General features: G+C 65.4%; 18 protein-coding genes. 9 read left to right on the top strand and 9 right to left on the bottom strand.

Translation table 11 applies throughout. The features are described from left to right. Positions 1-33: 33 nt before the first annotated feature. From epd to AAHB08_RS19305, 6 genes are all read right to left on the bottom strand, one after another. Positions 34-1,044: an erythrose-4-phosphate dehydrogenase gene (gene epd / locus AAHB08_RS19330; RefSeq protein ID WP_342059816.1), complete on the bottom strand. Its 1,011-nt coding sequence runs from the start codon at positions 1,042-1,044 to the stop codon at positions 34-36. Positions 1,045-1,093: 49 nt separating this feature from the next. Next, entirely contained in the window at positions 1,094-2,023 is a 930-nt protein-coding gene (locus tag AAHB08_RS19325; RefSeq protein WP_202047213.1) for an ROK family protein, read from the bottom strand. A 187-nt stretch (positions 2,024-2,210) separates the two neighbouring features. Then, positions 2,211-3,278 carry a uroporphyrinogen decarboxylase gene (hemE, locus tag AAHB08_RS19320; protein ID WP_342059815.1) on the bottom strand — a complete coding sequence of 356 codons (1,068 nt, stop codon included), beginning with the start codon at positions 3,276-3,278 and terminating at the stop codon, positions 2,211-2,213. Positions 3,279-3,414: 136 nt separating this feature from the next. Further along, entirely contained in the window at positions 3,415-4,197 is a 783-nt protein-coding gene (gene nudC / locus AAHB08_RS19315) for an NAD(+) diphosphatase (protein WP_342059814.1), read from the bottom strand. Positions 4,198-4,367: 170 nt separating this feature from the next. Further along, the gene (locus AAHB08_RS19310) at positions 4,368-4,973 is read right to left on the bottom strand and encodes a TIGR04211 family SH3 domain-containing protein (protein ID WP_139433999.1); all 606 of its coding nucleotides are present in this window, start codon (positions 4,971-4,973) and stop codon (positions 4,368-4,370) included. A gap of 153 nt (positions 4,974-5,126) precedes the next feature. Then, positions 5,127-5,948, bottom strand: a complete 822-nt coding sequence (locus tag AAHB08_RS19305; protein ID WP_139433998.1) for a potassium channel family protein — start codon at positions 5,946-5,948, stop codon at positions 5,127-5,129. A 32-nt stretch (positions 5,949-5,980) separates the two neighbouring features. On the opposite strand from AAHB08_RS19305, the gene AAHB08_RS19300 reads away from it, so the two are divergent. The 3 genes from AAHB08_RS19300 to glnE all read left to right on the top strand — a co-directional run bounded on the left by AAHB08_RS19300 (position 5,981) and on the right by glnE (position 10,778). Then, on the top strand, positions 5,981-7,231 hold the full coding sequence (locus AAHB08_RS19300) for a methyl-accepting chemotaxis protein (RefSeq protein ID WP_342059813.1): 1,251 nt from the start codon (positions 5,981-5,983) through the stop codon (positions 7,229-7,231). 73 nt (positions 7,232-7,304) lie between these two features. Beyond that, entirely contained in the window at positions 7,305-7,745 is a 441-nt protein-coding gene (locus tag AAHB08_RS19295; protein ID WP_342059812.1) for a GNAT family N-acetyltransferase, read from the top strand. Positions 7,746-7,883: 138 nt separating this feature from the next. Then, positions 7,884-10,778, top strand: coding sequence for a bifunctional [glutamate--ammonia ligase]-adenylyl-L-tyrosine phosphorylase/[glutamate--ammonia-ligase] adenylyltransferase (glnE, locus tag AAHB08_RS19290; protein WP_342059811.1), 2,895 nt, complete (start codon positions 7,884-7,886; stop codon positions 10,776-10,778). 72 nt (positions 10,779-10,850) lie between these two features. Here glnE and AAHB08_RS19285 read toward each other — a convergent pair whose 3' ends face one another. From AAHB08_RS19285 to AAHB08_RS19275, 3 genes are all read right to left on the bottom strand, one after another. Continuing rightward, positions 10,851-11,585: an SDR family oxidoreductase gene (locus tag AAHB08_RS19285; RefSeq protein ID WP_342059810.1), complete on the bottom strand. Its 735-nt coding sequence runs from the start codon at positions 11,583-11,585 to the stop codon at positions 10,851-10,853. Between the two features lie 144 nt (positions 11,586-11,729). Beyond that, positions 11,730-13,895, bottom strand: coding sequence for an AsmA family protein (locus AAHB08_RS19280; RefSeq protein WP_342059809.1), 2,166 nt, complete (start codon positions 13,893-13,895; stop codon positions 11,730-11,732). Positions 13,896-14,044: 149 nt separating this feature from the next. Next, positions 14,045-16,192 (bottom strand): prolyl oligopeptidase family serine peptidase, encoded by a 2,148-nt coding sequence (locus AAHB08_RS19275; protein WP_342059808.1) that lies wholly within the window; start codon positions 16,190-16,192, stop codon positions 14,045-14,047. A 218-nt stretch (positions 16,193-16,410) separates the two neighbouring features. On the opposite strand from AAHB08_RS19275, the gene AAHB08_RS19270 reads away from it, so the two are divergent. From AAHB08_RS19270 to AAHB08_RS19245, 6 genes are all read left to right on the top strand, one after another. Beyond that, positions 16,411-17,622: a threonine synthase gene (locus tag AAHB08_RS19270; RefSeq protein WP_342059807.1), complete on the top strand. Its 1,212-nt coding sequence runs from the start codon at positions 16,411-16,413 to the stop codon at positions 17,620-17,622. Next, the gene (locus AAHB08_RS19265; RefSeq protein WP_342059806.1) at positions 17,619-18,284 is read left to right on the top strand and encodes an amino acid ABC transporter permease; all 666 of its coding nucleotides are present in this window, start codon (positions 17,619-17,621) and stop codon (positions 18,282-18,284) included. Before AAHB08_RS19270 ends, AAHB08_RS19265 begins: the two co-directional genes overlap by 4 nt. A gap of 92 nt (positions 18,285-18,376) precedes the next feature. Continuing rightward, positions 18,377-19,039, top strand: coding sequence for an amino acid ABC transporter permease (locus AAHB08_RS19260; protein WP_342059805.1), 663 nt, complete (start codon positions 18,377-18,379; stop codon positions 19,037-19,039). After that, entirely contained in the window at positions 19,036-19,797 is a 762-nt protein-coding gene (locus AAHB08_RS19255) for an amino acid ABC transporter ATP-binding protein (protein ID WP_342059804.1), read from the top strand. The genes AAHB08_RS19260 and AAHB08_RS19255 overlap by 4 nt, the downstream gene beginning before the upstream one ends. After that, complete coding sequence (locus AAHB08_RS19250; protein WP_342059803.1) at positions 19,794-20,630, top strand: transporter substrate-binding domain-containing protein; 837 nt, start codon at positions 19,794-19,796, stop codon at positions 20,628-20,630. The genes AAHB08_RS19255 and AAHB08_RS19250 overlap by 4 nt, the downstream gene beginning before the upstream one ends. Positions 20,631-20,837: 207 nt before the next feature. Next, positions 20,838-22,097 carry an MgtC/SapB family protein gene (locus tag AAHB08_RS19245; protein WP_247625518.1) on the top strand — a complete coding sequence of 420 codons (1,260 nt, stop codon included), beginning with the start codon at positions 20,838-20,840 and terminating at the stop codon, positions 22,095-22,097. The last annotated feature ends 72 nt before the right edge of the window (positions 22,098-22,169 follow it).

Genomic DNA, 22,169 nt, shown 5'->3' with positions numbered 1-22,169 from the left:
AAAAAACAGTAACCTTGCGCCCGGTGCAGACTCTCAGCCTGCGGCCATCATGGCCCGGGTGGTATCCAGCATGCGGTTGGCGAAGCCCCATTCGTTATCGCACCACATCAACATCTTGACGAGGTTGGCATCGCTCACCCGAGTCTGGGTACCATCAATGATGCAGGAGTGTGCATCATGATTAAAGTCTACGGAGACCAGCGGCTCTTCCGTGTAGTCCAGGATACCCTGTAATGTACCTCTGGATGCCCGTTGCAGGGCTTGATTTACGTCACTAACTGTCACTTTTTTACGAACAGTAATGCTCAGATCCATGGCGGTGACGTTGATGGTCGGCACCCGTACCGCGATCGCCTCGAACTTGCCGGCGAAGTGAGGAAGGATTCGCTCCAACCCCTTTGCCAGCTTGGTATCCACCGGGATGATGGACTGGCTGGCGGCCCGGGTTCGACGCAAGTCGCTGTGATAGGCATCGATGACTTGCTGATCGTGCATGGCCGAATGAATTGTCGTAATAGTACCACAATTTATCTCGAATTCTCGATGCAATGTTTCGATGACGGGCACCACGCAGTTGGTGGTACAGGAGGCATTGGAGACGATCCGCTCGCGCCCTGTCAGCACCTGATGGTTGACTCCGTAGACTATGGTGGCATCTACGTCCGCATCCGCCGGATGGGAGAAGAGCACCTTGCCCGCCCCCGCCCCCAGATGCAGCTCGGCATCGGCCCGTGAGCCGAATACCCCGGTGCAGTCCAGCACCACATCCACCCCCAGCGCCCGCCAGGGCAGCCTGGCCGGATCCCGCTCGGCAAACAGGGCGATGAGATCCTCCCCCACCAGCATGCTGTTGCCCGCGAGCTGCACCGGATAGCCGAAGCGACCGTGGCTGGTGTCGAAGCGGGTGAGGTGCACCATGGCCTCGGGGGCCGCCAGTTCGTTGATGGCGACTATCTTGATAGTCTTGTCGCGCCCGCTTTCATAGAGGGCTCGCAACACGTTGCGACCGATGCGCCCGTATCCGTTGATGGCAATCTTGATCATGAAGAATCTGTGTCCTTACCTGCGACAAAGTGACGGGCCCCTGACTGGTTCACGACAGCAGGGCCTCCTGGAAGACGCCTCTGGCCAGCAGCGCGGCCCCGAACACACCGGCACTGTCTCCCAGGGCCGGGGCAATGAGGGGGGTGGCGAAGCGGGGATTGAACAGAAATGGCAGCACAGTCTGCCGACCGACGCTGTAGAGGCTCTGCACATTGCCCACCCCGCCGCCGATGACGATGACGTCCGGATCCAGGATGTTGACCACGTTGGCCAGGGCCTGGCCGAACAGCAGGTGCAGCCGGTCCATGGTGAGCTTGGCGACGTGATCGTGGGCACTGGCCGCCGCTATCTGGGCCAGCGACAGGTGGCGCCTGGCCTTGGCCTCGTACCAGGCCTCCAGCGCCGGGCCGCTGATGAAGGTCTCGACGCAGCCGCGCTTGCCGCAGTAGCACTCGGGGCCGTCGGGAGAGAGCACGTTGTGGCCCCACTCCCCGGCGATGCCGTGATGGCCGTTGAGGATCTGGCCGTTGATGACGATGCCGGAGCCCACCCCTGTGCCCATGATGATGCCGAACACTACCTTGGCATCGGGATGGTGCTGGCGCACCGCCCCCAGATGGGTTTCCGCCAGGGCGAAGCAGTTGGCGTCGTTGGCGATCAGCACAGGAATGCCGAGCCTGCGCTCCAGATCTTCCTTGAACGGCTTGCCGTTGAGCTCTGTGGTGTTGCAGTTCTTCATCAGCCCGGTCTGGGGATCCCGCGCCCCCGGGGTGCCCATGCCGAGGATGGCGGGACGCTGGCCGAGCCGCTCGGCGCACTCGTCCACCAGTTTGGCGATCTGGCCTATCATGTGCTCGTAACCGCCACGGCGCTCGGTGGGGATGCGATGGCGCAGCAGCACCTCGTCACCCTCGAGCACCACGCACTCGCACTTGGTTCCGCCAAGATCGATTCCCCAGTCCCATGCACTCTTGCCCATCCTGCCTCCTGCCATGTTCGACGACGCCCTCACCCGGTCGTCAGGAGGTGCACTCGCCCATCCTGTCCGCGACCCTGTTCAGTGGTGGTGCAGTGTAACCCGAGCGGTGACCAGGATGCAGCCCCCGCGAGGCCGGGCAGCAAAACGGGGCCCGCAGGCCCCGTTCTCATCGTGCTGTCTGCCGCGCTCAGCGGCCGTGGTACTGGGCCGACAGCTCGTGCACCGCGTTCACAAACACGCCGGCGTGCTCCGGGTCCACATCCTGATGGATGCCGTGGCCCAGGTTGAAGACGTGGCCGTTGCCGCTGCCAAAGCCCGCCAATATGGTGGCGACCTCTTCGCGGATGCGCCCAGGCGCGGCGTAGAGCATGGAGGGATCCATGTTGCCCTGCAGCGCCACCTTGTCACCGACCCGGCGCTTGGCATCCGCGATGTCAGTGGTCCAGTCCAGGCCAAGGGCGTCGCAGCCGGTGGCGGCGATCTGCTCCAGCCACTGGCCGCCGTTCTTGGTGAACAGGGTCACCGGCACGCGGCGCCCCTCATTCTCACGGATCAGGCCATCGACGATCTTGTGCATGTACTGCAGGGAGAAGTCGCGGTAATCGCGGGGGGTCAGCACGCCGCCCCAGGTGTCGAACACCATGACGGACTGGGCACCTGCCCTGATCTGGGCGTTGAGATAGGCGATCACGCTGTCCGCCAGCTTGTCCAGCAGCAGGTGCAGGGTCTGCGGCTCTGCATACATCATCTGCTTGATCTTGGTGAACGCCTTGGAGCTGCCCCCCTCCACCATGTAGGTGGCCAGGGTCCAGGGGCTGCCGGAGAAGCCGATGAGCGGCACGTCGCCCTTGAGCTCGCGGCGAATGGTGCGCACCGCATTCATCACGTAGCCGAGCTCGTCTTCCGGATCCGGGATGGGCAGTGCCTGCACGTCCGCCATGGAGGTGATGGGGCGCTCGAAGCGCGGGCCTTCCCCGTGCTCGAAGTAGAGGCCAAGCCCCATGGCGTCGGGCACGGTCAGGATGTCGGAGAAGAGGATGGCGGCATCGAGGGGATAGCGGCGCAGGGGCTGCAGGGTGACTTCACAGGCCAGCTCGGCGTTGCGGCACAGGGACATGAAGTCCCCCGCGACGGCGCGGGTCGCCTTGTATTCCGGCAGGTAGCGGCCAGCCTGACGCATCATCCACACCGGGGTCATGTCCACATCCTGGCGCAGCAGGGCACGCAGGTATCGATCGTTCTTCAGCTCTTTCATCCCAGTTCCTGAGTTCATATCCAGCATAAAATGGCGGATATGATACCACTTTGTGCAAGGCTAAGGGCGGCACAAACGCGCCGCGGGGTCGCCGGAGTGCAAAGATGTGAGGGGGCGCAAACCAGGGCCCCGCTTTTCAGGGCCTCTCTGCCGCGAGGCTCTGCTCGATCAGCCGCCGCGCTATGGTGCCGTGGGGGGGCAGCCGTGGCAGCCGGTCCGCCTCGAAGAAACCGGCGGCCACCAGCTCGTCGTCCTGCACCTTGATCTCGCCGCTCTGGTAGTCGGCGGTGAAGCCCATCATCAGGCTGTGGGGGAAGGGCCAGGGCTGGCTCGCCACGTAGCGCACGTTGCGCACCCGGATGCCGCTCTCCTCGAATACCTCCCGCGCCACGCACTGCTCCAGGTTCTCCCCCGCCTCAACGAAGCCCGCCAGCACCGTATACATGGGATCGTCGGCCTGATAGTGACGGCGATGGGCCGCCAGCAGGATCGCCGGGCCCTTGCGCACCGCCACTATGATGCAGGGGGAGATGCGCGGGTAGACGACGTGACCATGCCGGCACACCTGTGCCCACTCCCCCGCCTTGGGGGTCATGGGGGCGCCGCATTCGCCGCAGAAGCGATGGGTGCGACGGAAGGTGGCGAGCTGCCAGGCGCGCCCGGCGAGGCGAAAGCCCTCTTCGTCCCCCGCCACCATCAGCTGGCGCAGCCCCGCCAGAGAGGCGATCTCGGCATCCGGTCCCAGATCCAGCAGCAGGCAGGGCAGTCCGTCCCACTCGTCGAAAGGCTCGAAATGGGCGGCGTGCAGATGGGCGGGCAGGCTGGCCTTGGGGCCCTGGGGGATCTGCCCCCGTTCATCCAGCAGGACGAGGTGATCGCCCCCCAGCACGAACCAGCGGGCCTGTTCGGTTGATGACATATGTTGAAGGCTCTTGTTGAGAAGGGTGCGCAGGGCACGGGATAGTTCGGCTCATCTTACGGCCGCAGAGGCCCCCTGGCGACCCCCGACCGGGTCAAGATCCCGCCCCGGTGTGCGCCCATGAAAAAAGGTCGCCATGGCGACCTTTCTCGTTGCGACCGCCAGGGCGATCAGTTCATCCAGCGCTCGCTGCTCTTGCGGCGACGGGGCAGCATGGGAAGCAGTATGCCGAGCAGTATGCCCCCCAGCACCATGGCACCACCGCGGATGAACCAGTCCATCTGCATGTCGTGCTCCTGGTTGTCATAGCTCTGGGTCAGGGCGTCGTTCTGCTCCTTGAGGCTGCTCATCTCTGTGCTCTGGCTGGCGAGCTGGGCCTTCAGGCTGGCGATCTCCTTGCTTTGCTCGGTGATCTGGCCATCCTTCTCGGCGAAACGACGCTCGTTGTCGCCATTGAGGTTCAGCAGACGGGCCTTGGCCTCATCCAGCTCTTTCTGAACCTGGGGCAGACGCTCGCGCAGGCTGATCTCCCCCTGCAGTTCGCTGTTCTTGATCCAGCCTTCACGACCACGGCCGTCCACCACCTGGGTGAAACCGGCGTCGTTGTTCACCGCCTTGACCTCCAGCGGTTCACCGGCCTTGACGCTGCCGAGGATCCGGTACTGGGTGCCAGGACCGTTGTGGATATAGGTAAAGATGTTGTCTGAGACATAACGGGTATCGGCCAGTACCTGTTGGGCACACAAGCAGATCAAGATCCCGAGAAGGGCGCGCATGGTCGATCGATTCTCTTCGTTGAATTAGGTTGCAGGCCGAATGTTAAGCCGCCAGCGGGTCAAAGGACAAGCAAAGAAAAGCGGCGCCCCCCTGACTGAGAGGCGCCTCACGGCTTCCCCCGTTTGCCACGCGACCATTCCAGACGCCGCAGGCTACTTCTGTTGCAGTGCCTTCACCTCGGCGCGCAGGGCCCTCAGCTCCTGCAGCAGTTGCGCCTGCTGCTCGCTCTGCTGGCGCCGCCACAGTGTGGTGTCGTCGTTGGTCTTGCCGGGATGCACGAACAGGCTGGCCATGAAACCGCTGAGGGCACCGAACAGACCCACACCGAACAGGATGAGCAGGCTGGCGACGAAGCGCCCCTCCTCCGTCCTGGGCACCAGATCCCCGTAGCCCACGGTAGAGAGTGTCACCAGCGTCCACCAGAAGGCATCGTAGGGGGTCTGGATCAGGCTCCCTGGCTGGCCCGTCTCCAGCCAGTACATGACGCCGGAGCCCACCCCCAGCAGCAGGAAGAAGAGGAACAGAATGCCGGAGAGGGTTGTCTCGTTGCGCTCCCGGCGAAACATGCCAAGCAGGTCCGGCCTGTCTCGCAGCAGCTGATAGACCCGCCACAGCTGGATGAGCCGCGCCCAGCGCAACTGCTCCACCATGGGCAGGCTGCCCGGCAGATAGAACCAGTTGGCCTTGAAGAAGGCCATGCGATCCGGGGCCCTCACCCAGCCGTAGGCGAAGTGGGCGAGGAAGAAATAGCAGATCAGGCTGTCGACGTCATAGAAGAGTTGCAGGGTCTGCGGGCTCCACTCGCGGTGACCCCACCAGCGGGCACAGACCAGGCAAACGGAGATCACCGACAGAAACGCCATCAGCAGATCCATGGCGCGCAGGTGAGTTAAGTGATGTCGCATACAATTTCCTACTTTAGGCACGGTGCGAATTAATAAAAAGGAAGATAATGCCGATAGTCCTGAGGACAAAGGAAAACCGGCCATTAAGAAGGAGAAAGATTATGCAGTTAAACTCGCTGGAGAGGCGAATGAGCAACATCCGACTGGTGCCCAAAGTGGTGCTGCTCATGGTGTTCAGCACGCTGCTGCTGCTGGCCAAGCTCTGGTTCGATGCCAGCAACCTGGAAGCCACCCTGCTCGGCGAGGGCATAGATGCCACCAAGGCCAATGCCATTGCCGATCGCCTGCTCTGGACCGGTCTGATGGAGACGGCGCTGATGGGGGTCGTCTTCGTGGTGCTGCTGCTGACCGGCTCCCATCTCATGGTCAAGCAGGTGCACTATCTGGTAGGCCTGCTGGAGCGCTTCGCCCGCAAGGATCTCAGCCACAGCGTGCTGCTCAAGTCCCGGGACGAGTTCGGTGACATCGCCAAGGCGGTCGCCCACTCCCAGGAGAACCTCAAGGAGGTGTTCGGCACCCAGCGCGCCGCCTGCAAGGAGCTCAATGACATCGCCTCCCAGGTGACGCTTTGCATGGATGAGGCCAACGAGGCGATCAACGAGGAGTTCACCCAGATAGAGCAGCTCGCCAGCGCCATGAGCCAGATGGTGGGCGCCATTCGCGAGGTGGCCAACCATGCGGAGCAAGCCTCCCACGCCACTGCCGACGCCAGCGCCCTGGCCGAGGAGGGGAGCCGCTGCGTGGCCGCCACCGTCAGTACCATAGACACCCTCTCCGGCAACATCCAGCGCTCCTCCGCCGTGGTCAACGAGGTGGAACACGGGGTCGATCGCATCGGCTCGGTGGTGGACACCATCCGCAGCATCTCGGAGCAGACCAACCTGCTGGCCCTGAACGCCGCCATCGAGGCCGCCCGCGCCGGCGAGGCGGGCCGCGGCTTCGCCGTGGTCGCCTCCGAGGTGCGCGAACTCGCGAACCGGGCCCAGGCCGCCACCGTCGAGATCCAGAAGATGATCGAGCAGTTGCAGGGCAATGCCCGCCAGGCCGTCGGCCTGATGGCCGAGAGCGTGCAGCAGGCGGACAAGGGGGTCGAGCAGGTGACCCAGGCAGGCGATCAGCTCGCCACCATAGTGCAGCGGGTACAGGGGGTGGCCGACATGAACCGCCAGATCGCCGCCGCCTCCGAGCAGCAGAGCTCGGTCGCCGAAGAGATGAACACCAACCTGGAGCAGGTCAAGCAGGTGGTGGAAGGATCCGTGGTGGTGCTGCGGGAGCTGAAAGATGCCTCCGAACTGGTGGAGCACCACAGCCAGACGCTGGATACCCACATCCAGGCCTTCAAGCTGGCCTGAGGTCGTGATTTGAGTAAACTGGAAGGCCCCGCGAGGGGCCTTTTTTCATCTCATGACACGGCAAGGAGCCAGGATGCAGCACACCCCATCCCCACTGGAGATCAGCGACGACAAGGGACGCCTCGATGTCCCGCTCATTCACCGTTTCCTGTCCGAGGAGGCCTACTGGAGCCTCGGCATTCCCCTCTCCACCGTGCAGCGGGCCATCAATCATTCCCTCTGCTTCGGCGGCTATGTCGACGGTCAGCAGGTGGCCTTCGCCCGGGTCATCACAGACCGGGCCACCTTCGGCTATCTCTCCGACGTCTTCGTGCTGCCCGAGCATCGCGGTCGCGGCCACAGCAAGGCGTTGATGGCGGCCATTGTCGACCATCCCGCCTTGCAGGGGCTGCGCCGCCTCATGCTGGCCACCTCGGATGCCCAGGACCTCTATGCCGGTTTTGGCTTCGCGCCGCCCCGCGCCCCCGGCAGCCTGATGGAAAAGTACGACCCCGAGATCTATCGGCGCCCCTGAGCCCGCGCCGGCGGCCCATTTTCCCCGCCGGCTCATGCTTCTCTCTCCCGGGCTGTGACGCGGGCACGGGACAATGCTAGATTGGCTGCCGGTGTTTTCATTCCCTCTGCAGACCCGTTAATCACAAGGACGGCAACCGTGGCCCAGCATTCCTCTTCTCTTCCCCCATCGCCTGCATCCCTCTCCACTCTGCCCCCCCTGCTGCAGGATCAGGCCGGGCGCCAGTGGCAGCGGCTGCTGGCGCAGGCCCCCGACTATGGCAATTTGCCAGCGATGGAGCAGCAGACCCTGCTGACCCTGCTCGGCCTCTCGGATTTTGTCGCCGACTCCCTCATCAAGCAACCCGAGCTGCTGGCGCAGACCCTGGCCTCCGGGGATCTGGCGCTGTCCGAGCGCTGGCCCGCCTACGAGGGCGATCTGGCTGCCCTGCTCGCCGAGGTCCATGACGAGGAGGAGCTCAAGCGCGTGCTGCGCCAGTTCAGACGCAGCCGCATGCTGGTGATCGCCTGGCGCGAGCTGCTCGGGGAGTCAGAGGTCGAAGAGAGCTTTATCCATCTCACCAGGCTCGCGGACGCGCTGATCTGCGGCGCCCGGGACTGGCTCTACGCCAAACAGTGCGCCGAGCTCGGTACCCCCATGGACGGCAACGGCGACCCCCAGCCCCTGCTCATCCTCGGCATGGGCAAGCTGGGTGGCGGCGAGCTGAATTTCTCCTCGGACATCGACCTCATCTTCACCTTCCCTGACAACGGCTACACGGTCGGCGGGCGGCGGGAGCTCGCGAACCAGCAGTTCTTCATCAAGCTAGGGCAGCGCCTCATCAACGCCCTGCACCAGCCCACCCAGGATGGTCAGGTGTTTCGGGTCGACATGCGGCTACGCCCCTTCGGCGAGGCGGGGCCGCTCGCCATCTCCTTTGCCGCCATGGAGGACTACTACCAGCACCATGGTCGCAACTGGGAGCGCTACGCCATGGTCAAGGCGCGGGTGCTGGGGCCCCAGTGCGAACACGCCCAGGCCCTCACCGAGCTGCTGCGCCCCTTCGTGTTCCGCCGCTACATCGACTTCGGCGTCATCGACGGCCTGCGTCAGATGAAGGCGATGATAGCCGCCGAGGTGCGCCGCAAGGGGCTGGAGGGCAATATCAAGCTGGGGGCCGGCGGCATCCGCGAGGTGGAGTTCATCGCCCAGGCGCTGCAGCTCATTCGTGGCGGCCGCGAGCCCGCCCTGCGGGTGCGCCACCTGCCCGAGGCGCTGGCGGCCATAGCCCAGAGCAGCGCCCTCGACGGGGAGCGCTGCGCGCGCCTGCTCCAGGCCTATCGCTTCCTGCGCCGGGTCGAGAACATCTTGCAGGAGATAGGGGATCAGCAGACCCAGACCCTGCCCACCGAGGAGCGGGATCGCCAGCGACTGATCGCCGCCACCGGGTTCGCCGACTGGGAGCGCTTCATGACGCACCTCGACGAGGAGATGGCCATAGTCCATCAGGAGTTCGTCGCCGTGGTGGGGGAAGAGAAGGAGGCCCCCGCCCACCTGGAGCAACTCTGGCTCGACTTGTGGCGCACCGAGCTCGATGCCGCCGAGCTGGAGAAGCTGCTCACCACCCAGGGGGTGGGCGATCCGGTTCCGCTCTGCGCCGCCCTGCTGCGCTTCAAGGAGGAGTACAAGCGCCGCCAGGTCGGGCCCCAGGGGCGCATCGCCCTGGACTGGCTGATGCCCGAGCTGCTGCGACTGGTGGTGGCGAGCCATGAGCCCGCCCGCCTGTTCGAGCGGGTCTGCACCCTGCTGACCCGCATCTTCACCCGCAGCGCCTACCTGCAACTGCTGGCGGAGAACCCCGCCGCCCTGCGCCAGCTGGTGCGCCTGTGCGACGAGAGCAACCTGGTGAGCGAGCAGCTCGCCCGCTACCCCATACTACTGGACGAGCTGCTGGATCCCCAGCACCTCTACCACCCCACCCCGCTGGATCAGTACAAGCCCCAGCTGCGCCAGTTCCTGCTGCGCATCCCCGAAGAGGACGTGGAGCAGCAGATGGAGGCGCTGCGCCAGTTCAAGCAGGTACAGCTGCTGCGCATCGTCGCCGCCGACATCGCCGGCGCACTGCCGCTGATGAAGGTGAGCGACCACCTCACCTGGCTGGCGGAGGCCATCACCGAAGAGGTGGTCAATCAGGCCTGGACCCAGATGAGCGAGCGCTACGGGGTGCCCCCCGAGGTGGCGCTGAGCGGTCAGCGCGGCTTCGCGGTGGTGGCCTACGGCAAGCTCGGCGGCATCGAGCTCGGCTACGGCTCGGATCTCGACCTGGTGTTCCTGCACGGCGGCGACCCCAACAGTTACACCGACGGGCGCAAGCCCATCGACAGCCGCCAGTTCTACCTGCGCCTGGCCCAGCGGATCCTGCACCTGTTCAGCACCCGCACCCCGTCCGGCATCCTCTACGAGATCGACATGCGGCTGCGCCCCTCCGGCGACGCCGGCCTGCTGGTCTCCTCCCTCGCCGCCTATGAGCAGTACCAGCAGCAGGAAGCCTGGACCTGGGAGCATCAGGCCCTGGTACGGGCCCGTCCCATCTATGGCGATGATGCCGTGGTCGCCGAATTTGCCCGCATCCGCCGCGACGTGCTGGCCAAGGATCGCGACCTGCCGACCCTGGCCCGCGAGGTGCGGGAGATGCGCCACAAGATGCGGGATCACCTGCTCAAGGCCGGCGAGGGGGAGTTCGATCTCAAGCAGTCCCCCGGCGGCATGGTGGACATAGAGTTCATCGCCCAGTACCTGGTGCTGGCCCACGCCTGCGGCGAGCCCGAGGCCCTGACCCGCTGGTCGGACAACGTGCGCATCTTCGACGAGTGCGTGATGGCGGGGGTATTGACCCTGGAGCAGGCGGAGGGGCTCAAGCACGCCTATCTGGAGATCCGCAACCTTGGCCATCGTCTCAACCTCTCCGAGGTTTCCCGCAAGGTGGGGGACGATCAGCTGCTGACCGAGCGGGGCCATGTGCTGGCGGTCTGGCAACAGCTGCTGGGGGAGTAAGGCTCTTGCCGCATCCACAACAAGGGGCGCCATGGCGCCCCTTGTTGTTGTCGGGAGAGTGTGACTCCGCCCCTAGCACCCCCCGGCCAGATCGATAAAGGTGCCGGTGGCATAGGAGGCTTCGTCCGACAGCAGCCAGGCGATGGCGGCGGCCACCTCCACCGGCTGACCGCCCCGTTGCAGCGGAATATTGCCCTTGATCCTGTCCACCCGGCCGGGTTCGCCGCCGTCCCCGTGCATCTCGGTATAGATAAAGCCCGGGCGCACCCCGTTGACCCGGATCCCCTGGGCCGCCACCTCCAGGGACAAGCCCCTGGTCAGCACGTCTATGGCCCCCTTGGAGGCGGCGTAGTCCACATACTCCCCGGGGGAGCCCAGGCGCGCGGCGGCGGAGGAGACGTTGACGATGGCGCCCCCGCTCGTCATGCGGCGCACCGCCTCCCGGCAGCAGAGAAAATAGCCGGTCACATTGGTGGTCAGGGTCTGGTTGATGCGCTCGGCACTCATCTCCAGCACCTTCATCTGGGGCTGGAGTATGCCCGCGTTGTTCACCAGATGGGTGATCACCCCGAGCCGGGCGTCCATCTCCTCGAACAGGCGCACCACCTCGGCCTCCACCCCGACATCCGCCTGCACTGCTATGCAGGAGACCGGATACCGGGCCCGGATCTCGGCCACCAGCGCCTCGGCACTGGCCTTGTCATGACGATAGTTGAGACACAGATGATAGCCCTGCCCCGCCAGATAACGGGCCGTCGCCGCCCCTATTCCCCTGCTGCCACCTGTGATCAACACCCGTTTGCTCATGGACGCTCCCTGTTCCTTGTCTCTCGTCTCAACCCGGATATTACCCCATCCTCGGGGGCAACGCCTGGCCCCATACCCCTATATTCGGCAGCAAAGAGCCCGCACTGGGCGGGCTCTGCATGGCGATAAGACGACAGGTCCAGGCTATTTGAACAGGCCCTTGAGCAGCTGATCCGCCACCCCCTTGATCTGCTCGTCGTCGCCCTTGTCTCCCAGCAACTTCTTGAGGCCGCGCTCGGCCTCCTTGCGGGCCTTCTCCTCCAGCACCTTGTTGTTGCCGAGCAGCTCCTTCACGTCGAGCCGGTAGCTGGGCGCCTGCCAGTGGCCGCCGATGCGCACCGGTATGGTGACGTCCTTGAGCTCGTCCACGCTCTTGCCCCCCTGCCCCTTGCTGCTCTCCACCACTGAGGTGAGGAACAGGAAGTCGAGGGTCTCGGGCACCAGGGCGGTCTGACCCTGGCCCTTCACCCGCAGGGCGGGGGCGAGCAGCTGGATGTCATCGCTGCGCGCCACACCATTGGCGATCTGGAAGCTGGCGGTCAGGGCGCTGAAGTCGGTCTTGCGTGCCTCCTTCACCTGATCCGCCCCCTTGCCGGTCAGGGTGGCCCGCGCCTCGCGGATCATCTCGGCCAGGTTGATGCCGTGCAGGGCACCGTCCCTCAGCCTGAGGCTCGCCTTGCCCTGCATCTGGCTGCGCAGGGCCTGCTCGGAGAGGCCTGTGCCCTGCACCTGCACCTCGAGATCTCCCTTGCCTTCCAGTCGATCGTTCTGGGCCAGGGTCTGCAGCAGGGGGCGAATATCCACCCCCTGTATCCGCTTGTGCACCTGATAGCGGGCGGGTTGCTGACGGGCATCGAGCACGCCGCTCGCCGTCACCTGACCACCGGCCACCCCGGCGCTGAACTGCTTGAGGGTGAGCTGACCACCGGCCAGGGCCAGCTGCAGGTCGACGGCGCCGAGATCCAGCCCCTTCACCCTCAGGCTGCCCAGTTGCAGCCGACCGGCCAGGTCCACCGCCTTGAGGGCGGCGAGATCGGGCTCCATGGTGGAGAGCACCCTGGTGGCGGGAGCCGCGGCCTGCGCCTTTGTTCCGGCCGGTGCAGCCGCCCCCGAGGTGGCCGCCGCGGGCGCCGCCTTGGCTGGCTGACCGAGCCAGCCGTCGAGGTCGAGTTTTTCCCCCTTGAGGTCGAACTCCACCTTGGGCACGGCCCCCAGATGCACAGTGCCGTTGCCGCTGAGCAGGGCGTCATCGGCCCCCATCACCAGGTTGCTGAGGGTGACGCTCTGCTTGTCGAGCTCGGCGCGGGCAAAGCCCGCCAGCTTGAGGTTCATCTGCGGACGCGGCAGGGCATCGCCGCTGAGCCTGGCGGCCAGCACGGCATCCGACACCTCCAGCAGTTGCCGCTTCTCGTCGAGCCGCGCCTTGAGGGTCCCCTCCAGGGTACCGGCCAGGGTCGGCTTGTCCGCCGCCCCCTGTGCGCCGCTCAGGTTAAGGGTCAGGCTGCTCCACTGCCCCAGCGCCAGCCGATCGGCCTTGAGGGTGAAGGCATCGAGCCGCTGCGATGGCTGGCTCAGGCTGCCGCTGAGGCTGAGATCCTTGAGCTCGCTCTTCATTGCCTCCTGGGCCGGTTTGAGCTGGGCCTCTCCCTTGAGATCAAACCCCAGATCCCCTTGCGCCCCCTTGGCGGCCAGGGTCACCGGCACCCACTCACCCGGGGTCAGCTGACCCAGATCGAGATCCAGCCGGTCGAGACGGGAGACGGCGCCGCTGCGATCGTCCCGCACCAGGGCGCTGGCCTCGACCAATGCCACCCCTTGCAGGCTGATCTGCCAGGGTTGTTCTTCACTGGCGGCAGGGGCGGCGGGCTGGCCATCGCCGGCAGGGGATTGAGCGCCATCGCCCTTGTCGGCGGTGGCTGTCTTGACCAGACCGCTCAGGTTGGAGCTGCCATCGGCCCTGGTCTGGATAAAGAGATGAGCGCCACTCAGGGTCACCTTGCCAATCTCCAGCCGGTGGGAGAGCAGCGGCAGCAGGGCGACAGAGGCGTCACCCTGCGCGAAGCGCAGCAGGTCCGGCTCGGCAAAGCCCGCGGGGTTGCGAAGTTGCACCTTCTCGAGGGAGAGGCCGAGGCTCGGCCAGAAGCGCCAGCCGATATCCCCTTCCATCACCAGCTCGCGGCCCGTGCTCTTGCGCACCTGCTCCGCCAGCTGGGGCTTGAACTGATTGGGGTCAACCAGAGACACCAGGGCGGCGATGGCCACCACGGCCGCCAGCGCCAACCCCAGCAGTATGTAGATGATCTTCTTCACGACGAACTCCTCAATGCAGATCCTGTGGCTGACTATACCACCGGGGGCGCGGCGCAGGCTGTACCGGCCCCAAAACGGGAAAATGGCGAGACAGGGATGGTCGCGCCCGCCTGTCCCACCACAGAAAAGGGCCCCGCAGGGCCCTGGTCTCACTGGACGGTCGGCAGGTGCCGGTAGCCCATCTCGTAGAGGGTGAAGGCATAGAGGTCCGCGCTCTGCTCGATAAGCTTGGTCACCGGCGTGCCCGCCCCGTGCCCCGCATTGGTCTCGATGCGGATGAGCTGGGGATGGGGGCCGGTGTCGTCCGCCTGCAGGGTGGCGGCAAACTTGAAGGAGTGGGCCGGCACCACCCGATCGTCGTGATCCGCCGTGGTCACCAGGGTCGAGGGGTAGCTGACCCCGGGCCGCACCTGGTGCAGGGGCGAGTAGCCCTTCAGATACGCGAACATGGCCTCATCGTCGGCGCTGGTGCCGTAGTCATAGGCCCAGCCCGCCCCGGCGGTGAAGCTGTGGTAGCGCAGCATGTCGAGCACCCCCACCGCCGGCAACGCGACCCGCACCAGATCCGGCCGCTGGGTCATCACAGCCCCCACCAGCAGGCCGCCGTTGGAGCCACCGCGGATCGCCAGCCGGTCGGTGCGGGTGTAACCCTCGGCCTTGAGGTACTCGGCCGCCGCGATGAAGTCGTCGAACACGTTCTGCTTGTTCATCCTGGTGCCCGCCAGGTGCCAGGCCTGGCCGTACTCGCCGCCCCCGCGCAGGTTCGCCACCGCATAGACGCCCCCCAGATCCAGCCAGTTCGCCACCGACACGCTGAAGCTCGGGGTCAGACTCACGTCGAAGCCGCCATAGCCGTAGAGGATGGTCGGGTTACTGCCATCGAGTTTCAGCCCCTTGCGGTAGCTGATGATGAGCGGCACCCGGGTGCCGTCCTTGCTCCGGTAGAAGCGCTGCTCGGAAACGTAATCCTCTGGCTTGAACGGCGCCGCCGAGGCGCGATAGAGGCTGATCGCCCCGCTCCTTGGCTCGAACTTATAGAGGGTGGGCGGCTGGGCATAGTTCTCGAAGCCGAAGTAGAGCGCGGGATCGTCGTGCTTGCCGTTGAAGCCGCTGACGCTGCCAAGGCCGGGCAGCGCCACCTCGCGCACCCGCTTGCCTTCGTAGTCGAACTGCTCGACCCGGGCGGTGGCATCCACCATGTACTCGGCGAACAGGTAGCCGCTGCCGCTGTGCACCCTCAGCACCTGCTGGCGCTCGGGGATGAGGTCGCGCCACTGTTCGGTGCCCGGGTTGGCGGCCTCCACCGTCACCAGACGGCCGTTGGGGGCGTCCCGGTTGGTCAGCAGGTAGAGCGTGCCACCCTTGTTGTCCACCAGGCTCACGTCCGCCTCCAGATCCCCCTGCACCGTCAGCAACGGTGCGTTCTCCCGGCTCAGATCCTTCACGTAGAGGCGGTTGCCTGAGGTGGAATTCGCCGCCGAGATGAGCAGGAAGCGGTCATCCTCGGTGACGCTGGCCCCCACGTAGCGGTGCTTTTGCGCCGGGATGGCGCCGAACACCAGCCGGTCATCCTGCTGCGCCGTGCCGAGGCGGTGGAAATAGAGCTTGTGCTGATCTGTCTTGGCCGACAGCTCGCTGCCATCTGGCTTGTCGTAGCTCGAGTAGAAGAAGCCCTCGTTGCCGAGCCAGCTGATGCCGCTGAACTTCACGTCCTTGAGGGGCGCCTCCAGGGGCTGTTTGCTCTCCACGTCCATCAGGTGGATTTCGCGCCAGTCGCTGCCGGCCAGCGACAGGGAGTAGGCCAGGATGCGGCCATCCCGGGAGAAGCTCAGCTGATCCAGCGCCGTGGTGCCGTCGGGGCTGAGGGTATTGGGATCGAGGAACACTTCCGCCGGCTTGCCCGGCAGCTGGCGCCACAGCACGTTCTGGTTCTGCAGGCCGTCGTTCTTGAAGAAGTAGTGGTAGCGCCCCTCGCGAAACGGCGCCCCCTCCTTGGCGTAGTTCCAGGACGAGGCGAGCCTCTCCTTGATGGCGCCGCGATACGGGATCTGCGAAAGGTAATCCTGAGTTACCCGGTTCTGGGCCCTGACCCAGGCCTCGGTCTCGGGGCTGCGGTCATCCTCCAGCCAGCGATAGGGATCGGCCACGGCCTGGCCAAAATAGTGATCCACCTGATCCCCCTGGCGGGTGACGGGGTAGTGAAGGCGCGTTTTCCCTGACATGGCATCCTCTTCGGTTGACTGGCCGCTGCACGCACACAGCAGTGACAGGGCCAGCAGGCTGACAATGGCTCGCATCGAGGCGGCTCCCTGCGATTTCGGTGAAGCGGGCAGGGTAACAAAGAGTGCCGGATGGCCCAACCCCCCGGCCGGTGGCGACGGGCTGCGCCCCCGGCAAAGACGGAGTCATATGAATTTTTTCGCTTAAGTTTGCCGCTTTATTTTGTTTGTTATCCGGCCCCTGAGTCACAGGATGGAATAAGAAACCAGCCAACGTGACCCATTCAGGATAAAGCATGCCCTACAGCTACCTATCACATCTGAGGTGCAGCAAGACCGGCGAGACCCATGATGCCGATCGGCCCCAGCAACTGAGCCGGGTCGGCGCGCCACTGCTAGCCAGCTACGATCTCGAGGCTCTGAAGCAGGCCTGGCACCCGGCCGCCCTGCTGGGTCGCCCCGCCAGCCTGTGGCGCTACCACGAGCTGCTGCCGGTGCGCGATCCCGCCCAGGTGGTCACCCTGGGGGAAGGCTTCACTCCCCTGCTGCCCCTGCCCGCTTTCGGCAAGCAGATTGGCATTCCGGATCTCTGGATGAAGGATGAGAGCGTCCTCCCCACCGGCTCCTTCAAGGCCCGTGGCGCCGCGGTCGGGGTCTCCCGCGCCCGGGAACTCGGCGTCACCCACTTCGCCATGCCCACCAACGGCAACGCCGGTGCGGCCTGGGCGCTCTACGGTGCCCGCGCTGGCTTGCGCAGCACCATAGTCATGCCCCAGGCGGCCCCCGCCATCACCAGGCTGGAGACCTCCCTCGCCGGCTCCCGCCTCTATCTGGTGGACGGCCTCATCAGCGACGCCGGTCGCCAGGTGGCCCAGGCGGTGGCCGAGCAGGGGCTGTTCGACGCCTCCACCCTCAAGGAGCCCTACCGCATCGAGGGCAAGAAGACCATGGGGCTGGAGATCGCCGAGCAGCTCGGCTGGACCCTGCCGGACGTGATCCTCTACCCCACGGGTGGCGGGGTCGGGCTCATCGGCATCTACAAGGCGCTGCGGGAGTTGCAGGAGCTGGGCTGGGTCAAGGGCGACCTGCCCAGGCTGGTGGCGGTGCAGGCGAGCGGCTGCGCCCCCATAGTCCAGGCCTGGCAGCAGGGGGAGCGCGAGTCGCGCTTCTGGCCCGACTCCCAGACCCTGGCGTTCGGCATCAATGTGCCCAAGGCGCTGGGGGATTTTCTGGTGCTGGACGCCCTCTATCGCACCGAAGGCTGCGCCATAGCAGTGGACGACGGCGCCATCCAGCGCGAGATCCGCCAGCTCGCCGCGCGCGAAGGCAGCTTCGTCTGCCCGGAAGGGGCGGCTGCCTTCGCCGCCGCTCGCCAACTGCGGGAGAGCGGCTGGATCCAGGGGGGCGAGCGGGTGGTGGTTCTCAACACAGGCGCCGGCATCAAGTACCCGGACGCCATCACTGTGCTGCCCCAGCGGCTGCGCCGCGACGGGAGTATCCCCGCATGAGCTTCGACTGGTCCTTTGTCCTCACCACCCTGCCAGCCTTTGGCAAGTCGGTCTGGGTCACCCTGCAGCTCGGCGCCCTGGTGATCCTCAGCTCCCTCACCGTGGCCCTGCTCAATGTGACGCTGCAAAGCCTGCACAAACCCTGGCTGAACCGGGTGATCCGCGCCTATGTGGAGCTGGCCCGCAACACGCCGCTGCTGATCCAGCTGTTCTTTCTCTATTTCGGGCTGCCGGCCCTGGGCCTGTCGCTGTCGGGCTTTGCCACTGCGGTGATCGCCATGACCTTCCTCGGCGGTGGCTATCTCACCGAGGCGCTGCGGGCGGGCATTCAGGCGGTCCCTCCCAGCCAGCTGGAGGCGGGCCGGGCCATAGGTCTCTCCCGCTGGCAACTGTTGCGCCACGTGCAGCTGCCCCAGGCCTGGCTCGCCAGCCTGCCGGCTCTGTTTGCCAACTTCATCTTCCTGCTCAAAGAGACCACTGTGGCCTCGGCGGTGGCGGTGCCGGAGCTGCTCTACACCACCAGGAACTACATCGCCCTCTACTACAAGACCTACGAGATGCTGGCGGTGCTGACCTTGATGTGCGTGCTGATCTTTCTGCCGCTCTCCCTTGCCCTGCGGGTCGTTGAAAGGAGGCTGCAACATGGTCAGTTCGGTCATTGAATCGCTGATGCAGGCGAGGATCCCGCTGTGGGCACTTATCTTCCTGCTGCCACCGTCACTCGCCACCCATGCACCAGAAAGGAGGGATCAATATGGTCAATTCGGTCACTGAGCAGCTGATGCAGGCGCTGCCGCTGCTGGCGGTGGGCGCGGGTCAGACCCTCGCCATCTCCCTGCTCGCCATCCTGTTCGCCACCCTGGGCGGCCTCGGTTACGGCGTGCTGGCCCAGCAGGGGGGAAGGCTGACCCGGGGAGTGCTGAGGGTGTATCTGGAGCTGTTTCGGGTGGTGCCCGTGCTGGTCTGGCTCTACCTCTTCTTCTTCGGGCTGCCGATCTTCTTCGGTCTGGATATCCCGGCCTTCTGGTGCGCCGTGCTGGTGCTCTTCCTCTGGGGCGCCAGCGAGGTGGGAGAAGTGGTGCGCGGCGGCCTGGGATCCCTCGCCCGCGGCCAGCAGGAGGCCGGCCTGGCCCTCGGGCTCTCCCGCTGGCAGCTCTATCGCCACGTGCTGCTGCCCCAGGCGCTGCAACGGCTGACGCCGCCCACCATCAACATCCATACCCGCATCATCAAGACCAGCTCCCTGGCGGTGCTGATCGGGGTGGTGGAGGTGATCAAGGTGGGCCAGCAGATCATCGAGCGCACCTATGGCTCGCTGCTCATCTATGGTCTGCTGTTTCTGTTCTTTTTCTTAGTCTGCTATCCGCTCTCGCTCGCCTCGCGCCGGCTGGAGCAAAAATGGGGTAATGCGGTATGACACCTCTGCTTGAACTCAATGCTGTCAGCAAACAATTCGGCCAAAACCGGGTACTGGACGAGGTCAGCCTCGCAGTGAATCCCGGGGAAGTGATCGTCATCCTGGGGCCGAGTGGCTGCGGCAAGAGCACCCTGCTGCGCACCCTCAACGGGCTCGAACCCATTCAGGGGGGCGAGATCCGCTTCGACGGCGTGCTGCTGGATGGTGCCACCGACTGGCAACGGGTACGCCAGCGCATCGGCATGGTGTTCCAGAGCTATCACCTCTTCCCCAACCTGAGGGTGCTGGAGAACGTGCTGCTCGGCCCTCTGCAGGTGCAGAAGCGGGAGCGGGCCGAAGTCTTGTTGCAGGCGGAGCAGCTGCTGACCCGGGTTGGCCTGTGGGAGCGGCGCCATGACTATCCGCGCCAGCTCTCCGGCGGCCAGCAGCAGCGCATCGCCATAGTGCGGGCCCTGTGCATAAACCCGCAGGTGATGCTGTTTGACGAGGTGACCGCCGCGCTGGATCCCGAGATGGTGCAGGAGGTGCTGGAGGTGATCCGGGATCTCGCGGGCAGCGGCATGACCTTGCTCATCGTCACCCACGAGCTGGCGTTCGCCCGGGCGGTGGCGGATCGCATCCTCTTCATGGACGGCGGCCAGATCCTGGAGCAGGGCGCCCCCCACCAGTTCTTCGATAACCCCAGGAGCCAGCGCGCACGCCAGTTCCTCGCCAAGTTTTCTTATACAAATGTCATCAAACGAAAGGAGTCAGCATGAAAAAAATCACCTCGGTTCTGTTCAGTGCCCTGATAGGGCTGGGTATCGCCAGCGGCGCCGCCCAGGCGGCGGACGGTTCCCTCGCCAAGATCAAGGCGCGCGACAAGCTCATCGTCGGCGTCTTCACCGACAAACCGCCGTTTGGCTACGTGGATGAGAAGGGGAACTACGTGGGCTTCGACACGGATCTCGGCCGCCGCTTCGCCAAGGATCTGCTGGGGGACGAAAACAAGATCGAATTCGTGGCGGTCGAGCCCGCCAGCCGCATCCCCTTCCTGCAGAGCGACAAGGTGGATCTCATCCTCGCCAACATGACGGTGACCCCGGAGCGGCGTCAGGTGGTGGATTTCACCAACCCGAACCTGAGGGTGGCGGTGCAGGTGCTGGTGCCGGAGAAGAGCGCCGCCAAGGGGCTGGACGATCTCGCGGACAAGACCCTGATCGTCACCACTGGCACCACGGCCGACATCTGGCTGACCCGCAACCACCCGGAGTGGAAGGTACTCAAGTTCGAGAAGAACACCGAATCCCTGCAGGCGCTGGCCCAGGGCCGCGGTGACGCCTACGCCCAGGACAACCTGGTGCTGTTCAGCTGGGCCAAGGAGAACCCGGGCTATCGCGTGCTGCCCGAGAAGCTGGGCTCGGAAGACCCAATCGCGCCGGCGGTGAAGAAGGGCAATGTCGAGCTGCGTGACTGGGTCAACGACCGTCTCGCCAGGCTGGGGGAAGAGAAGTACCTGCTGAAACTCTACGACCAGTATGTGCGCGACAAGCTGAGTGCCGACACCGATCCCAACGATGTCATAGTGGAAGGAGGCAAGTGGCAGGGTTGAGCCTGCCGAGGGAAGTGCTGAGTGTGTGATCTTTGGTTCCGTTGGTCTTCAAACCGCAAGGTTTGGTTTTCAGGCGTCCCCTCAGGGTGGCGCCTTTTTTGCGTGCCTGGCAGGCGCCAGGCGGCGCAACCGCTCTGTGAGCCAGCTCCCCCTGCTGGCGCACCGTCTGTGCCATCCTGACAGGGAGAGCAATGAGAGGAGAACCCCATGTGGATCGAGGCTGAGCCCGTCTACGGCGCCCTGGTGTCACTGGCCATAGGGCTCATCATCGGACTGGAGCGGGGCTGGCAGGTGCGCCAGCTGGGGGACAACCAGCGCATCGCCGGGATGCGGACCTATGGTCTCATCGGCCTGCTCGGCGGCGTCTGCGCCCTGCTGCTGCCCACCCTGGGTGCCTGGCTGGCCCTGCTCGGCCTGCTGGCTGTGGTCATCGGCTGCGGCCTCTCGGTCTGGCTGGCCCAGCGCTGGCAGGGGGAGTTTGGCCTCACCAGCTCGGTGGCCATGGTGCTCACCTACCTGCTGGGGCTGATGTCTGTGCTGCAGAGCCCGAGCGAGGCGGTGGCCTGCGCCGTGCTGGCGGCGCTCTTGATGGGACTCAAGGGCCAGATCCAGCAGGGGATGCTGTTCTTGAGCGAGACGGAATTTCACGCCACCCTGCGCTTCCTGCTCATCTCCCTGGTGCTGCTGCCGGTGCTCCCCGACGTCGAGATGGGCCCCCTCGACGCCTTCAATCCCTTCAAGATCTGGCTGATGGTGGTGGTGATCGCCGGCATCTCCTTCTCCGGCCACTTCGCGGTGCGCCTGCTCGGCACCCGCGCCGGCCTAGTGCTCACCAGCATGCTGGCGGGGCTCGCCTCCTCCACCGCCCTCACCCTGCAATTTGCCCGCCTCAACAAGGAGCAGCCAGGGCTGGAGCGGCTGCTGGCCACCGGCATACTGCTGGCGGGGGCCACCATGTGGTTGCGACTGCTGGTACTGGTGCTGCTCATTCACAACGAACTGGCCATGCGCCTTGCCCTCCCCCTGCTGCTGCTGGCGGCCACCGTCTACGGCTTCGCCTTCTGGTTCTGGCGCCAGCGCGAGGAGATGAGCGACAACCCGGTGCAGCCCGAAACCCGCAACCCGCTGGATCTCGCCACCGCCATCAAGTTCGGCCTGCTGCTGGCGCTCATCGGCTTCATGGCTACCTTGCTGCAGAGCAAGGTAGGCAACTCCGGGGTCTATCTGCTGGCGCTGGTCTCCGGCATCACCGACGTGGACGCCATCACCCTCTCCCTCTCCCAGCTCTCCCACAAGGAGCTGGCCCTGGAAGTGGCGGCCCGGGCCATTCTGCTGGCCGGCCTGGTCAACTCCCTGGTGAAGGGCTTGCTGGCCCTGGTGATCGGCGGTCGCCGTCTGGGGCTGAGGGTCATGCTGCCCTACCTCCTCTCCACCCTGCTGATCCTGCCCCTCCTCTGGCCGGGTTGACCCGGCCACCAGGCCTGACGCCGCCCTGCCCGTCACGTATACTGGCGCCTCTTGGCACATGAGAGGAGGTGA

This window comes from Aeromonas sp. OTU364 (genome assembly GCF_038440395.1).
Lineage (GTDB): Bacteria > Pseudomonadota > Gammaproteobacteria > Enterobacterales > Aeromonadaceae > Aeromonas.
The sequence above is the reverse complement of the archived record's forward strand: the minus strand, read 5'-3'. Positions and strand labels throughout refer to the sequence as shown.